Genomic DNA, 15,252 nt, shown 5'->3' with positions numbered 1-15,252 from the left:
CACCTTCCAGGCCCGCCGCATCCGGCTGATCCCCTGCGAGACGGAGCAGGCGTCGCGGGTGCATCGTGTACCGAAGCCGCAAGGCCGCCGGTTCCTTTGTCCGACGCCACGAGTAGGAGACAGGGTCACATGTGTGACCGCCTCATCCTTCGATCCGCCCGCGCCGACGAGACAGACGTCGTCGCCACTATGCGGGATGAGGCAGCGGCATGGCTCCGCTCTCGCGGAATCGACCAGTGGCAGTACCCGGCAGACACCAAGAACATCTCCCGGGACATTGCACGCGGGAACGTATACGTCGCGCTCGACGGCGCCTCCTACCTCGGAACGGTCACCGTCGACGGGTTCGCCGATCCCGAATTCTGGTTACCGGGTGATGCCCCTGCCGGCGCGCTCTATGCACACCGGCTGGTCACCCGTCCTACCGCCAGAGGCATGGCCCTGGGAGCCGCGATGCTCGACTGGGCCTCACAGGAAGCGAAAGAGGCAGGCAAGCGCTGGCTCCGCGTCGATGTGTGGAAGACCAACGCCGACCTTTGCCGCTATTACGAAGGCCGAGGGTTCGAGAAGGTCCGGACCGTCGATCTGCCGCACCGGAGTTCAGGTGCGCTCTATCAGCGGAGGGCCGGCACAACCATCGGCAGTGGCCCCCGCCTGGAACGTTCCTGAGAGCCGTACTCGGCGAGATGCCCAGCGCCCGTAGCGGAACGGTCGGCCCAGCGCCGATCGGCTCTGCCAGTGGCCGGCCAGCCCCAGACTGCCCTGACTGGCTACATGATCATGCTCAGCCTCAACGGTCGTATCGCTGTTCCTACCGGGCCCGGAAAGTCTGATTCGGTAAGGCGGGGTTCTCGGCCTCGCAGCCGCCCTGTACTGCTGAAAACGCCTCGTGCTCCTCGCCGGGTAGGACGCCGTCTAAATCCGTAGGAAATTCTGTGCGGGCGTGTCGACGTGTTCCCTCCAAGGCTGGATCTCCTGCTCCTGGTACGCCCGTGGGGTGGGGCGCCGTGCTGGTGAAGTCCTGGGACGGCTGGCTTCAGATCGAATGTGCCTGGTTAAGGATGTCGGGACTACATCCTTCATGCGGCAGGGGAAGCGAAAATGATGCAGGGCGACGACGAATGGTATTCGGAGAGTCTCGAAGGGTTTCTCAAAAAAATCAGAAGGTGGTACGAAACCGACCACGAGGGTTTCAAGACCATGTATGACGCGGCGGTCAAGAACGTGGTGCCATTCCCGGAGGACACGCCGCCGGAAGTGCGGTGCGACTGGAAGAACAAAGACATTCAGTTCCTGTGTGACTTCTTCAAGCAATGGTACGACTGGCAGTCAGGGGTCAACAACGGGCTGGACTACATCGAGAAGTTCAGCTGGCTCAACTACGAGAACGACTACGGCATGGTCTTTGTGACCTCCGGCCCGGGGTACAAGATGACCGCCGACTTCACGAACCTGCAAGGCATCCAGATGGACTCGCCGGAGTCGAAAGAACTCATCAAGAAGTGGGTCGAAGAGCTCGGGCCGAAGCGCATGGCCGACTACAAGATCGAGGACTGGCCGAACTTCAATGAGTTCTTCGTCCGGGAGCTCAAGGAGGGTAAGCGGCCGATCGACGCCAAGGATGACAACAGCGTGGTGGTCGCGCCGGCCGACTGCGTCATCAACATGATCGTCGATGAATTGACCGAAACCACGCCGATCCCCGTCAAGACCGTGACCATGAACGTCCGGCAGCTGCTCGACAACTCCCAGTACGCCGACAGCTTCATCGGCGGTACGGCAGTGTCGTGCATCCTCATGCCCGACAGCTACCACTGGTATCACGCCCCGGTGGCGGGTGAGGTGGTGGAGGCCCGCGACGACATCGGCGGTGTCTACTACGGAATGCGGGACTTCCCTGAACTGCTCAACAAAGGGAACGTCGGCTACGGCTACGACTACGCGATGTTCGATCACTTCCGCCGGGGATACACCATCATCAAGACGACGTACCCGGACGCCGATCGACATTCACAAGGCGTGGGGTACGTCGGGGTGGTGCCCGTCGGCCTCAACTCGATCGCCTCCGTGAATTTCCTACCCAAGTTCAAGGGCCCCCTCAAGCAGCCGATCCCGGTCGAAAAGGGAGAGAAGATCGGGAACTTCAAGTACGGCGGGTCGCTGAACATCCTGCTGTTCGAAAAAGACCGGTTCCCCGCGCTGCAACTGCTCCAAGGACAGCGCATCGGGGTCCTGGAACAGCCGAAACGGACGGCCGGACTATTCACCGGCTCATATCACACACAGTCCCGGCGGCGCCGTCCCCTGGCTCCCTGATCCTGGCTTTACCGGACGGTGCGCCACCAGGGCACTGCGAGGACCCGCGCGGGTGGGCATGCCTTCCGTCCGCCTGCTCGACCATAAGGTCGACGAGACGTTGTCACGTTCAAGGCGGAGTGGGGTGCCTGGGTCGGATCGTGCCGCTGCGGTGGCCTGCCACCGCAGCCGGATGGGGATGCGGTGGCAGCAGCGGTCGTGGCGCACGCATACCAGAGGTCCGGCCAGAGGCTTACCCGGGCGTTGCTAGGCGGTGTGGAGACGGACGAGGAGTTCTCGCGTGCGGGGGCCGTCGTACTCGGCCAGCATGATCGCCTGCCACTGGCCCAAGTAGAGGTTGCCGGCGGTGATGGGGATGTGCAGCTCGGGGTGAGTGGCGAGCATGGCGCGGGCGTGGGAGTGGCCGTTGTCGCGTTCGCCGTGCAGCAGCCTCTCCGCAGGGGTGCGGTCCTTGTCGTGGGAGTAGTGGTGGTTGTCGCTGTGCGGGGCGATGCGTTCCAGGACCTCCCGCATGTCGGTGTCCAGGCCGGTGTCGCGTTCGTTGATGATCAGGCCGCAGGTGGTGTGGCCGCAGTAGACGTGCAGGGTGCCCTCGGCGACGGCTGATCCAGCGGCCAGTTGCTTGAGTTCGCCGGTGAGATCGGTGATGCCTTCGGGGCCGCCGGTGGTGACGCGGAGTCGGGCCGAGACCGCGATCGAGCTGCCCGGGGGCTGGTCGTCGTGTGTGGTGACGTCGATCCGTGTGCTCGAAATGGTCGTCATGGTGCCTCCGGAAGAACACGAGCTTCCACGGGGATTGTTCGCACCGAGACTGTGGCAGGCCGACGGCGGCCGGGTAACGGTCATTCCGGCCGACCTGGTTGCGGGGCGCGGTCTACCGCCACCTTGGCCGGTGACGACGGAGCCGGATTGGCCCACGGACCGTTGTCCGCCAAGCCGGAACGTCCACATGTCACCGTACTCCGGACGCCCGGACGCCCGGACGCCCGGACGCCCGGACGCCCGGACGCCCGGACGCCCGGGGCCGCCAGCCCCATCCCCGGTTCTGCTTGACTGAGACCATTCCTTACAGAAAGCACGGATTCACATACGGTGGGTAAGTAGCGATCGCGTCGAGCGAGGAGAAATTCGTGGGGAGCTTCACCGAAGGCACATACCTGATCAAGAACGAGGCCACCGGCCTCTACTTGACCGTGCAGGACCACGCCCAGGACACCGTCACACAGCAGCGGAAGTTCGCCGCGAAGTTCCAGGACCAGCAGTCGTGGGTGGTGAAACAGGTCACCCCCGAGGAGAGCGAGCGCTTCGCGGGCCTGTACACCCTCCAAAACCTGAAGCGCGGAACCTACCTTCACGTGCCGAGCAAATCAGGCGCCGAGGCTCAGGCCGTGGACCTGGTCGGCGCGGGGCAGGGCGTCGATCGGACGTACTGGGAGCTCACGGACGAGGAGAACGGCCGCTACGGGCTTCGTAACGACACCAGTTTGAGGGCCTCGGAAGAGACCGTTCGCTACCGGATGTGGCTGGGGATCCGGAACCTCAGCCGCGAGGAGGGCGGCGTGCTGGAGCAGTGCCTCCCGCTCTCCTCCGACGACCGCCCCTTCCAGTTCTGGCGTTTCGAGCAGCCCGAGGTGCCGAGGGAGGAACCGCGGGTGTGCGGCGGCTCGTTCGAGTCCTACATCGGCACGTACAAGGGCACGTACAAGGCCGTGCCCGTGCGGCTGCCGGACGGCACATCGGAGATCGGCCGTGGGATCGGGAGCATGTTCGGCGGTGCGGATGCCGGGGGCTCCTTCGGCAGGGCCATCGGGGAGGGCGTTGCGCAGTTCGCGGCGGAGACGTACGACGTCACCGCCCGGTTCTACCTGGACGGCAATGACCGCAAGGTCGAGGTGACCACGCTCAAGCACAAGCCGGGGGCCAAGCCATTCACGGATGTGTGCGGTTTCGGGCTGAATCTTTCCAAGTCGGCGCCCGCAGCCGAGTTCCATGTGAAGACCGCGGAGACGTACGTTGTCGGCGAGCCGGATCCGATGGACCCGAACTTCGATGTCACGAGCGAGAGTCAGGTCCGGGACCTGGACCGCAAGGGCAGGGCCGTGGATTCCGTGATCTCCTTCTCCGTCCAGGCGACGGACTGCTCTGTCGGCAGCCATCAACCGCGCCGCCTTCACGAGACCCGCACCGAGAAGGGCCTGAAGATCGAGATCGACCTCCACCGGGTCTGACCGGGGGCATGGGGTGTCTAGCTCTGGCACTCGACATCTGACCGGGCCAAGGCGGGCCGTCTCCGACGTCGGCTCCAGCACGAACGCGACGCGCACATCATCGGTTTCTGTGCTGGCTTGTCGGCGATGTCAACGACCTCCCCGACTGGCATCATCGGAGCGGCGCTCGGCTTGTCTGACGTCGCCTTCGGCGACCACAGCGACCAACTCACCCTCCATTGCGGGCGCCTCACCGAAGCGAACCGCCAATGCGAGCACGAGCCGCGCGCCGTCATCAGCCCCGGCTACCTCGACACCCTCCTCGGCGCCTGCCCCTGTCGGGGGCGGCGGCCCACCACGGGCAGCTGCGCCGGGGCATCTTCCACCGCCGTCGCCACTGAGCGACCCGGGAACTCCGGTCAGGCGGACCTGATGGGCCCTCAAGTCGCGGCGTCAGCCTGACACGTTGGAGGTGGACCGACCGACCCTGCCTTGCCCGCATTCCCCTACCGCACCCGGCCGCTTTCACCACTCTGTGACTCAACGCTTCGCTCGGCGGGTGAGCGTCTGAGTTGGCAGGTACGCAGCGGTTCCTCGCCCGCGCTTGGCTCGGGTCCACGGGCCCACCACCCATCGGAGTGTGTTGCCGGTCGTACGGGTCTCTACGTCAGGCGATTTCAGCGTGAGTGGTGTGGTTGGTGGGAGAGGAGGTACTGGTCGGTGTTCTCTGCGTGCTGGTGGAGGTAGGTCATGAAGGGCGTGCCGCCCGTGCCGGTCTCCACCGGGTTGGCGGCTGAGGCGGGTTGTTGGGCGCGGATGTAGGAGGCCGCATAGGCGTGGTGCTGTCGGCGGAAGGCTCCGCTGAGGGTGACGCACCTGTTGTAGGCGTCCACAAGCACGCTGACGGAGGCGTTGCCGGCCACGAAGGGCCGTAGCGGCGTGCGCTGGGCGAGCGCGTTGAGGAAGGCACGGTGACGAGGTGGCATGTATTCCCGCAGCCCGAAGAGGTGGGCTCCGAGGGGATCGTTGCTGAAATCGAGGCCGAGTACGGCGTCGAAGGCCGGAATGACCGAGCTCTGCGCGCCGGTCTCGCCGCGGAACTTCTGCGGCCTCCCCTCGTGCGCAGCGACTCCTTCGTACACGACTCCCTCCGGCAGAGCCGGGTTTCCCGTCCAGCCGAAGAGGAACGGACGTACGCGGTGGTAGTAGATGTACGGGTCGCAGCCCTCCGGCATCCTGCGCAGCACGCTGAGCATCCGCTCCAGCACGTCGCCTACCAGGACCAGCTGCTCCGCGGTCCGTTCCGGGTCGCCCTCTTCGGCCGTGTCCTGCGCGCGGCCGGCGGCGAGCAGGCCCGGGCCCGCGCAGGCTTCGATGGCCACGTGGACCAGGACGAACCACTCCTCGTCGAGGCCGCCGAGGAAGTTCTGCAGGCGGGCGATGTTTCCCAGCGCGACCGGCCCCTGGGGATCGAAGCGTCGCCAGTTGACCAGGGCGTGCGAGGCGTAGGAGAGCACCGGTGGGCGTCCCGCCAAGTCCGCTGCCGCGCACCATGGTTGTGCGAGTTGAGCGGGCAGCCGTGCTGTTGGGGCATGGGCATCGGCGAACACGTAGGCGTGCCCCAGATAGGAGAGCAGCAGCATCGCCCGCTCCCGCTGATCCTGTCTGGTCAGGAGCGAGAGGCTGGGTGCCGGCCCCAGGGCGTCGATCTCCTCGCGCACGAGGCCGGCCGCGAGGAGCTTGGGCAGTACGTCGGTGAGTTCCTCCCAGGCGGTGAACTCCGGCGGCAGTCGCCGAACCGGGTCCTTCGGCGGGAGGAAGCCGCGCTGCGGATCCACCCCGTGTTCGGCCAGTAGATCATCGGCTGTCCGGGTCGTCACAGGCGCTCCTCAGGCATCGGCTGGCATCCGGAATCCGGCTCCGACCGGGTACCGCGTCCCGAGGAACGCTCCCCGTCCGTGCCCACCTTCATCCTCCGCCTCTCGCTGTGCGGCCTGATTCCGGCCAAGTCGGCCGCTGGCGTGGTCCTGCCCTGCCAGGAGGCGGATCTCCCTGCTCAGCCCGCACTGCACGCTCGTCCTCGTACTCCGATGGCGGAGGGGAGAATCCGGCGGAGAAGCTGGGGAGTAAGTCGGTTCGGTCCTGGCGACCGTGGGTGAGTGATGATTGCGGCCGAGCCGCATTCGGCTGTGGGCGCTGGTGCGGCTGGCGCCGGACTGGGCGACCAGGAATCCACTACTGCTATCGGGCCGCCGCTGACTGCGACGCGCCGCATCTGGCCGTCGGCGTTGCCGACACGCAAGGCTCCTCCGTCAGGCAGGAGACGCACCGCGGAACAGCGAAACGTGACCGGGCCCGCTGCCGGCCTCCGATGTCCACGGACGACGGACGGTTTCGTCTACCGGGCGGAGCCTCGTTGCAGGTGGTCGGCGAGTGCGGTGGCGATCTTCCGACGGGTGGGACCGTCGACGAAGGCCCACTGGCCGTTCGGGTTGGTCTCCAGCCAGATCCAGCGTCCGTCGTCGCGCACCGCGAAGTCGAACGCCCCGAAGACGAGGCCGAAGGCGTCGAGGTAGGCGCGGGCGGCGGTCCGTACGGCAGGGGGTGTTTCGACGGGGGTGTAGGCCAGGACGTCGTAGTCCTGGCGCCAGTCGAGGTGGTCGCCGTCGATGTCGATGCGCGTGGCGAAGAACCGATTGCCAACGGCGGCGAGCCTGATGTCGGCGACCTTGGGCACGCACGCCTGGAAGAGGTGCGGGCAGGCGGCCACGCTGTCGTCGATCTCGTCGGGTTCGACGGTGCGGACCCAGATGGTGTGGGCGGGGGTACCGCTGCTGTCTGGGGTGAGGTGCACCGCGTGTACGGGTTTGTAGACGGCGGGAGCGTGCCGGGCGACGAAGCGTTTGGCCGCGTCGGGGTCGTTGGTGAGGAGCGTGGGTGGCAGGTCGAGTCCGACCTGTGCGGCGGTGGCGAGCTGTGTGGGTTTGTACTCGGCGTCGCGGTTGCGCCAGGGGTGGTTGAGGTAGAGCGCGCCGGGGAGTGCGGCGAGGGTGCCGCCGTATCCGGATCGGGCCTGGGAGTGGGCGAAACGGGTCTCGGCGGATTCGGTCGCCGGTGTTGCACCGCCGTAGGGCGTGGGGCGTCGCCAGTAGACGGAGCGTACGGCGGAGAGGTCCAGTCGGCGGCTGGGGGTGTGCAGGGTTCCGCTGGGGCCGTGGTTGCCGAAGTGGGCGGCCATGGTGGTTCCGGCGGTGAAATCGGTGCCCGGATCGAGCCGTACGACCGGGACGCCCCGGCCGTACAGCTCGTCCAGCACCAGATCCGAGGTGACGTCGCCGAGCGAGGTCACGGCGAGGACCGGTGGCGATGCCACGTCAGTACGCGCTCCCCTCGTCGGGTTCGCCGTCGTCCGAGGACACGTCACCCTGGCTCTCCGACCGGGTGCCGGGCGGCGCGCATCGGCCGGCACTCTCCAGGTCGAATTCCACGGGCTTGCCCGCCGCATCGAGATACCGAGCAGTCTGTGAGGCGGTGTCCAGCTCGGCGGTTACTGCGGGAACCTCATCCGGTGGTGAGGAGGGGACGAGTCGCGACATGCCCCAGGGGGCGATCGGGTTCTGGTCCATTGGGCAGATCCCTTCGGTTGTCAGCTCGCTCCGCGGCCGGCATCGGCATGGTGGCGGCCGCGGAGTGCGCACCGCCGCATGAACGGCGCACGGCGAAGCTAGTGACCTGGAGGACCGCCAACAAGGGAGCTTCTCGCCATCACCGCGCGGGTCACGTTCGTGTTCGCTGGCGGGTCGGCAGGGGGCTGCTGGCCGCTGCTGTGGCGTACGCGGGCCTTGAGCGGTCGTCGCGTGGGTGGGGGAGTCGTGCTTGCACTCCTTATGCGGTTAGGTCTGCGCTCCCTACCGCTGGCTTCGCCCCTGTATCGCACCGTGTCGCTGGTACCGGTCTGCACCTGTGTCGCATGGCCCGATCAGGCGTCCGCGGCAGGGTATCGCTGTCGGCAGCGGGCGGGTTGGCCGCGCGGCGCGATCCGTCGGGGCAGTGGATGAACGAAAAAGCCTTTCGGGCTGCGTGTACAGCGGTTCGGGTCGTTCGCTGATTCTCGAACTCGTTGGCTGTGCTGATGCGTGAAGGGCGACGTTGGTAGTGTCCACTGCTGGGTCTGTGTGTGGTGTCACCGTGTTGGAGCCTGCTGCTGGCCGAGTCGGTGTTGTCGGATCACGAACGGGGTGTGCTGGGGCGATGGAGCGGACGTCCTCGACGCCGCAGGCCCTTGCGCTATGGGCCACCAGTCCATCCCTACGTGGCCTGATCTTGGGCACGGTCCCGGTCGCCGTCGCTTCGGAGAGCCCATGGCGCGAGCGTCTCCAGGGTCTGGCGGATTGTGGTCGCCAGGTCGTGACGCCCGCCTAGTAGTTGGCGGGCGGACTGCCGTAGTTGGGCGGTGGACTGGGCGTCTGCGGTGAGTGCCCGGTGGATCGCTGCCGCGAGTGAGTTCGGGTCGCCGGCCTTGGCGCTGTAGCCGGTTACGCCGTCGATGACGCTTTCGGCGAGTCCGCCCGCGTCGGTCGCGACGACGGGAGCGGCGCCGGCCGCTGCGGCTTCCAGTGGTATCCAGCCCAGAGGCTCGGCTCTGGACGGCACCACCACGGCCCGAAGCCGTGGGTGGGCGAGCAGGTCTCGCAGCCGTGGCGTGAAGCGGGTGACCAAGGTGGCGTTCAAGCGGAGTTCGGCGATCTGGTGTGCGAGATGACGCTGATAGGCGCTGGGCTCTGGGGCTTCGGTCACGGCCCCGATCACGGTGTGCGGGAGACGAATTCCCTGGTCCCTGAGGTGCGCGAGGGCGTGGATCAGGTCGTCGAACCCCTTGTAGGGCCGGGCCCGGCCGTAGCAGAGCACGAAGCCGTCCCTTGCGGCCGAGGGGGACAACAGCGTGAGACGGGTGATGTCGAAGATCTGGTCACGGGGGCCAAGCCCGTCGGGGAGGTCCATGACGGCTTCAGGGGCGAGCCCGATGTCCTCGATCAGGTGGGTCCGCATGTGCTGGGAGATTGCGGCGATGCGTGCGCCGGAGGCCGCGGCGCTGTACAGCCCGTGGCGCTCCCAGGCGATGCGCTCACGGTCTTCGGGGCGGTGAAGCCGGGCGGTGGAGCGAGGCACGAGCAGCAGGTGGCGGCGCTGGTCCTGTCGCAGCAGCGGCGCGAGGCCGAAGAACGGTGCGTCGAACGCGATGACCAGGCTGGGCTCGGCTGCGGGCAGGACGTGGTGGTTGAGGGCATGGGCGGTGTCCAGAGTCAGACGACGGAAGTGCGGCAGTCCGCCGAAGCGGAATTGCCCGCCGCTGCCGTTGTCCACGGGAAGGATCTGTGGATTGGCGGGCTGTAGCTCCAGCAGCGTGTCGTGCAGCCATTCGTCGTCATACTCGGGGCTGGTCATGGTGAGGCGCACGGGTAACACCACGAGCCTGACGCCGGGGGCTAGCATCGGCACTAGCGTGGCGAGGAACGCACGATTCGCACGCCCTGCCCCGCTCCCGTGTCCGTAGAAACCGTCGTGTAGGGCGATGGCCACCGTCGGTGCAGGCATCAGGGGTCTCCTTAACTGGGAGGACCTGCCAGCCCGTTCTCATCACCACGACCGTACCGTCGTCTTCGAGGCGGGTGTGAGCGCGACCCGGCCGATGTCCCGCAACGGTTACACCGCCCGCCTGGTGGCCTCGTACGAGTACCCAGGATCTGCCTGGGGACACGACGGCCATGAGCACAGCTGAACTACTACGTTGACATCTCCGATGAGCACCCGAGGAAGGTCAAGGCAGTGAAGCGTTGTCGACGCTCGCAGGCTGGGCGGACTGTCGTCGCACCCGACGTCGTGGAGGTATGGGCAAGGCTGGGAGGCAGCACGGTCGGGGTGCCGTATGCAGAGGCATTCCGGATGCTGCACCTTGTCGAGGGCGGGTGTCGGGTATGAGGGTGGCCATGCTCCAACCCACCTACTGGGCAAGGGCCCATGTGTGGAATCGGGTATTGTCCGCCGATCTCTTCGTCTGGCTGGACAGCGTCAAGTTCGCACGTTCCTCGGCCAAATGGGAGGACCGCACGCTCGTCGAGACCCCGGACGGGCGCCCTGTCGTGCTGCGGTTGCCCGCCCGGGGGCCACGCGAGGTGTCCTGGCGCGAGGTGGAACTTGGCGACGGGTGGACCAAGCACCGTAAGACGCTGCAGAGCTGCTACGGCAAGCGTCCGCACTGGCGGGCTATGGTGCCGTATCTGGAGAACGTCTACGGGCCGCCGGCCAGCACGATCGAGGCCGTTTGCCGGCGCACGTTCGAGGCTACGCTGTCCCTGCTCGGCGAGAACCGTCCCGTCGTGCGCGCCTCACAGCTGTCGGCCAAGGGCACCAAGGGCGAGTTGGTGCTGCGGCTGGTCCAGGAAGTGGGCGGGACCACCTACGTGACGGGCGCGCCCGGCGCCGCGTATCTGGATCCCGCGCGGTTCGCCGACGCTGGCGTGACCGTGGAGGTCCAGTCCTGGAGTGCCCCTGTCACCCGACGTGGGCTGGCCAACCCCTCGATTGTCCATGTCCTGGCGGAATTGGGCTCGGTCCGGGCGCGAAGGATACTGCTGAATAGCCATTGACGCGGTCCACACCCGCATTGATGAGGATTCTTGAATTTGGTTCTGACTCACGGAAGTTGAGCCCGAACCAGGGTTCAACCGTCGTCGAGAGTTTCGCGTACAGTACGCCCTACGGATGCGCTGCCATGAGTCATGTAGACAGCAACACCGCGCTACGCGCGTCATCGAACGGGGGCAGGTCCTCGCCAAGCCCGGCACGATTACCCCGCACACCAAGTTCGAGGCGGAGGTCTACTTCCTGAGCAAGGACGAAGGCGGCCGGCCCACCCCCTTCGTCACGGGATACTGCCCCCAGTTCTACTTCCGTACCACCGACGTCACCGGAAGCATCGAACTGCCCGCAGACATCGAGCAGGCCGTGCCCGGCGACAACATCCAGATGTCGGTCACCCTGATCCACCCCATCGCCATGGACGCGGGTGTGCGCTTCGCCATCCGCGAGGCCGGCAAGACCGTCGGCGTCGGAGTCGAGTCGTAGCCAAAGTCATCGACTGAGACGCACAGGTCACGGAGCGGGCGGGCATCGGTTACCGCGATCGGGACACGCCGCTCCGCCCGCTCAGGCACTCATCGGCCAAATGCAACGCTCATCTATGGGCCAGCCATTACGCTCAGCCCGGCCAATTCAGAGACTCACAGGCCAACTCGCGCGCTCAGTCACAATGACCCGTGACTGAGCGTCGTTGGTCAGTTGAGCGTGCGAGAAGAGTGGGACAGGAGAAGCCAACAGCTGGGCGATCGGGCGCCCGGGGCCGGCAGCAGGTCCCGGAGTGCCCGGATAACGTCCGAGGCGGCGGCGGTGGGACGTCCGCCGCCCCGGCGCACACCGGTTCAGAGCCTGCGGAGTTCCACCACCTGGTGGACCTTCTTGGCCGTGACACCCGGGAACGTGGGGCGTTCGATGCTGCCATTACGCACCAGGCGCCTTGGGACAGCGCTGGTGGCGGGGCAGTCTACGGCTGCCAAGCGGAAGGATTCGCGATACTTGTCCGGGGGCGTCGCGTTGGGGGGCGCGACGATGGCGTTGAACTCGACCTGTGCGGGGTTCTTACCCAGATTGAGGCGATAGGCGCTGCGGTCCCTGAATTTGTCGTTCACGGTGGCAGTCGCCCAGTAGTTGGTACGACGGTCCTTGGAGAACTGGACGATGATTTTGTGCGTGTGGCTCTCGGTTCGGGTCGATTCCTTGACGGTTCCGCGGTACGTCCCAAGGTAGGCGTCCCGATTACCTCCGCAGGACTGCCCCGCGTTCTCCGTATGCATGCTCGGGGCGCTTGCCAGGGCCGTGCTCGGCAGTGCGGCGAACAGCGGGGCAGTGGCGAGCATCGATACGAGGGCACGTGTGGCACGACGAGAACGTACGGACATCGGACTCTCCTAGTAAGACGGAGGGCGGCTGAACGGCAACGCACTTCGTCGCACCGTCGTTTCCGGTGGGGAGAACGTGGGTGTGCCGTCAAAATCTGATCGTCCTAGTCCGGCCTCAAGCCTCGCAAGGCATGGGCAACAGTTCACCCGGACGAGGTGGGTGATGGCAGGAGCCAACGACGAACCGTGCGGGGCGCGTTCAGCTGGAAACAAGGTGAAAGCACCCTCTTCGCTCAGCCAGGTCATTCGCGCGCTCAGTCGACCTTGATCAATTGGCGAGTGAGCGATTTGCAAACCGACGTGGCCGCTCAAAGCAGGTTGCGCTACTCGTCGCGCTCAACTGGCCAAGTACAACGCTCACCGGTCAACTGCAATGCTTCAGTCACATGACCGCATGTGGTCGGGTAGCCGGAGACCATTGCTGATCCCCGGCCCCCTCAGAACCGGACGTGCACCTTTCAGCGCATCCGGCTCAAGCAAGCCCCGAGGGGCTTCGCAGGTCAGCAGGGTCATGTGGCCCGTTCGCCGTCGCCAGCATGATGCTGGCGGTGGCATTCGGAGTGCACGAGGCGAAGATTGTTCCGCTCGTCCGTGCCGCCGTCCCGTCGGTAGATGAAGTGATGCTTGTGGAGCATCTTCTTCGAGGCCGCGAACCAGTTGATCCACTCACGTGGGCTGTCCGGCTCGTACTCGGCTCCGACGATCAGCGCCTGCTTGCAGAGAGGACAGAGCCCTTGCTGCCTGACCGCCAGGAGAAGACTCGTCTTGTCCATCGGCGGCGGCGCTTTCCTGCGGCGGCGATTCCGCCAGTACTCGGCCAGCGCAGGATCGTCCGGAGACGCTCCCCCCTTGACGAGCTGGTGGCGGACAATGCCGGTCCAGGCGAACTTGATGAGGAAGGCGCCGCTGTCGCGGTCGCCGAACACCCACCGGTCGCGCCGGGACGGGTGGAACCTGCCGAAGTACCGGTCCACGACCCAGTACCTCGACTTGTTGCGGTGACGACGCCTGGCCCATTTGAAGGTCAGCCGCCACATGTAGTGATCCAGCGACGAGAACGTCGTCGTGGACGCCACCGCCCGGTAGTAAGCCGCCCAACCGCGAACGATCGGGATCAGTCTGCGCAACACGGCCTCGGCATTAGCCCCATGCAGGGCTCTCACCTCGGTCCGCAGTCGCGCCCGGAGCCTCTTGCAGGCCGCTGTGCTCGGAGTGATGATCAGTTTCTTCTGGCCCTTCCGGCGGACGGTAAAGCCGAGGAAGTCGAACCCCTCATCGAGGTGGACGACCTTGGTCTTCTCCTCGTTGAAGCGAAGGCCCCTCGGCGCTAGCCAGTCCTCCAGACGGGCGCTGACCTGGTGTACCTGTTCCTCGTCGTGACAGAGCACGACGAAGTCATCGGCATACCTCACCAGCACCGGAGTGCCCGGCATCGCGCCAGGCTCACGCCCGGCCCGCACCGTGTATTGACACCCTGCGGCCTGTTCTAGTCCGTGCAGAGCAACATTGAGCAACAAAGGGCTGATCACACCGCCTTGAGGAGTTCCCTCCTCGGTCGGTGCGAACCGGCCGCGGTCGATCACGCCCGCCTTCAGCCATCCCGCGATCAGGTCCCTGGCGGGGAACTGGCCGAGCATGGTCATGAGGTGGTTGTGGTCGATACGGTCGAATGCCGCCGACAGGTCCGCGTCCAGGACCCACAGACGCTTCGGGTTCTTGCCCTTCACCGTCCAGAAGATCGCTTGGATCGCGTCCTGGCAGCTGCGGCCGGGCCGGAAGCCATACGACCTCGGCTCGAACCGCGCTTCCCACTCGGGCTCCAGCGCGTTCTTCACGCGGGCCTGGAGAACCCGGTCACGGATGACCGGGATGCCAAGAGGTCGCTGTTTCCCGTTGCTCTTGGGGATGAACACTCGCTTGACCGGCCTGGCCTTCCAGGGCGTCGACGACCGATGGATCTCGGCCGCCAAGGCACCTCTCGCCTTCGGCGTGAGGGCCCGTTCCCCGTCGATGCCAGCGGTCATGCGACCACTGCTCTGTTGCGTCACCCGCTTCACGCTGACGAGCGTGTTGCTGCGGCTTCGTAGCATGAGCTTCTGCAAGTTGCGGACCTTCTTGAGGTCCCCGTCCTGCGTTGCCTTGAAGATCCTCTGCCTCAGCCGCCGTACGTTCTCCTCGCAGATGGCCCAGTCGATGCCGTGCCAGTCGAGTAAGTCGTCCTCGGGTCCGTTCACCGCAGGCTTGGGCATCACGACAGGTGCCGTGATCTCCATGTTCGCCTCCGGTGTCTAACTTGTCCCTCGGTTCCGGCTTCCTTGCAGTGGTGACTTCAAAGGCTCACCTGATCCACGTGGGCGCCCTTTCGGGCCAGGCCAACTCGGGCCCGTATCCGGCGAGTTATGCGAGAGTGGGTGAAGGTCCCGATCTCCCGGTTTCCTCTGGCCTTTCGGCCCGCTGGCCTTCGCTTCTTGGATCTTCCTTCTCCCGCCGGGGACTTCAGCCTTCCTTGCGGTCGGCCTACCAAGCCGAGGCTTGGACCCCGTCGGGGTTTCCACGTTCCGCACCAGTAAGACGCGGCTGGGGTGGGCGCCCCCTCTACCCCGGGACCAGCGGTGTCCTCCCTCCGGGCTCAGTTACCCGGAGGTCGCTTGGCGCCTTTCAGCACCGGGTCCTGTGACCGCCGCCATCACGCCATCGACGCGGTCTTAAAGTCA

The 15,252-nt window shown here is 66.1% G+C and carries 11 protein-coding genes and 1 pseudogene; 5 read left to right on the top strand and 7 right to left on the bottom strand.

Annotation, left to right across the window (positions count from 1 at the left end):
* The first annotated feature begins 129 nt into the window (after window positions 1-129).
* A complete protein-coding gene (locus B073_RS0127885) occupies window positions 130-669 on the top strand; it encodes a GNAT family N-acetyltransferase (protein ID WP_018541376.1) in 540 nt (179 codons plus the stop codon).
* Between the two features lie 432 nt (window positions 670-1,101).
* Entirely contained in the window at window positions 1,102-2,316 is a 1,215-nt protein-coding gene (locus B073_RS0127880) for a phosphatidylserine decarboxylase (protein ID WP_234025181.1), read from the top strand.
* Window positions 2,317-2,562: 246 nt separating this feature from the next.
* Here the strand turns inward: B073_RS0127880 and B073_RS0127875 are convergent, their stop codons facing one another.
* Window positions 2,563-3,078 carry a secondary thiamine-phosphate synthase enzyme YjbQ gene (locus B073_RS0127875; protein ID WP_018541374.1) on the bottom strand — a complete coding sequence of 172 codons (516 nt, stop codon included), beginning with the start codon at window positions 3,076-3,078 and terminating at the stop codon, window positions 2,563-2,565.
* Window positions 3,079-3,446: 368 nt separating this feature from the next.
* Between B073_RS0127875 and B073_RS0127870 the strand changes: the two genes are divergently transcribed.
* Window positions 3,447-4,544, top strand: coding sequence for an RICIN domain-containing protein (locus tag B073_RS0127870; RefSeq protein ID WP_018541373.1), 1,098 nt, complete (start codon window positions 3,447-3,449; stop codon window positions 4,542-4,544).
* A gap of 656 nt (window positions 4,545-5,200) precedes the next feature.
* Here B073_RS0127870 and B073_RS0127860 read toward each other — a convergent pair.
* From B073_RS0127860 to B073_RS41330, 4 genes are all read right to left on the bottom strand, one after another.
* Entirely contained in the window at window positions 5,201-6,403 is a 1,203-nt protein-coding gene (locus tag B073_RS0127860; protein WP_018541371.1) for a hypothetical protein, read from the bottom strand.
* A gap of 518 nt (window positions 6,404-6,921) precedes the next feature.
* Window positions 6,922-7,896, bottom strand: a complete 975-nt coding sequence (gene tgmB / locus B073_RS0127855) for an ATP-grasp ribosomal peptide maturase (protein WP_018541370.1) — start codon at window positions 7,894-7,896, stop codon at window positions 6,922-6,924.
* A 1-nt stretch (window position 7,897) separates the two neighbouring features.
* A complete protein-coding gene (tgmA, locus tag B073_RS48240; RefSeq protein ID WP_018541369.1) occupies window positions 7,898-8,149 on the bottom strand; it encodes a putative ATP-grasp-modified RiPP in 252 nt (83 codons plus the stop codon).
* A gap of 682 nt (window positions 8,150-8,831) precedes the next feature.
* Window positions 8,832-9,980, bottom strand: a complete 1,149-nt coding sequence (locus B073_RS41330) for a glycosyltransferase family 4 protein (protein ID WP_018541368.1) — start codon at window positions 9,978-9,980, stop codon at window positions 8,832-8,834.
* A 530-nt stretch (window positions 9,981-10,510) separates the two neighbouring features.
* On the opposite strand from B073_RS41330, the gene B073_RS0127840 reads away from it, so the two are divergent.
* Both B073_RS0127840 and B073_RS0127835 read left to right on the top strand, forming a co-directional pair.
* Entirely contained in the window at window positions 10,511-11,170 is a 660-nt protein-coding gene (locus B073_RS0127840) for a WbqC family protein (RefSeq protein WP_158690236.1), read from the top strand.
* Window positions 11,171-11,333: 163 nt separating this feature from the next.
* A pseudogene (locus tag B073_RS0127835) lies at window positions 11,334-11,648 on the top strand (elongation factor Tu); the annotation flags it as partial.
* Between the two features lie 353 nt (window positions 11,649-12,001).
* Here the strand turns inward: B073_RS0127835 and B073_RS0127830 are convergent.
* Together B073_RS0127830 and ltrA are read right to left on the bottom strand one after the other, a co-directional pair.
* Entirely contained in the window at window positions 12,002-12,496 is a 495-nt protein-coding gene (locus tag B073_RS0127830) for a hypothetical protein (protein WP_018541365.1), read from the bottom strand.
* A 551-nt stretch (window positions 12,497-13,047) separates the two neighbouring features.
* Entirely contained in the window at window positions 13,048-14,811 is a 1,764-nt protein-coding gene (ltrA, locus tag B073_RS0127825; protein ID WP_018541364.1) for a group II intron reverse transcriptase/maturase, read from the bottom strand.
* Window positions 14,812-15,252 lie beyond the last annotated feature (441 nt).

The organism is Streptomyces sp. MspMP-M5 (genome assembly GCF_000373585.1).
Taxonomy (GTDB): domain Bacteria; phylum Actinomycetota; class Actinomycetes; order Streptomycetales; family Streptomycetaceae; genus Streptomyces.
Note: the sequence above shows the minus strand (reverse complement) of the source record. Positions and strands in the feature narration are given on the sequence as shown.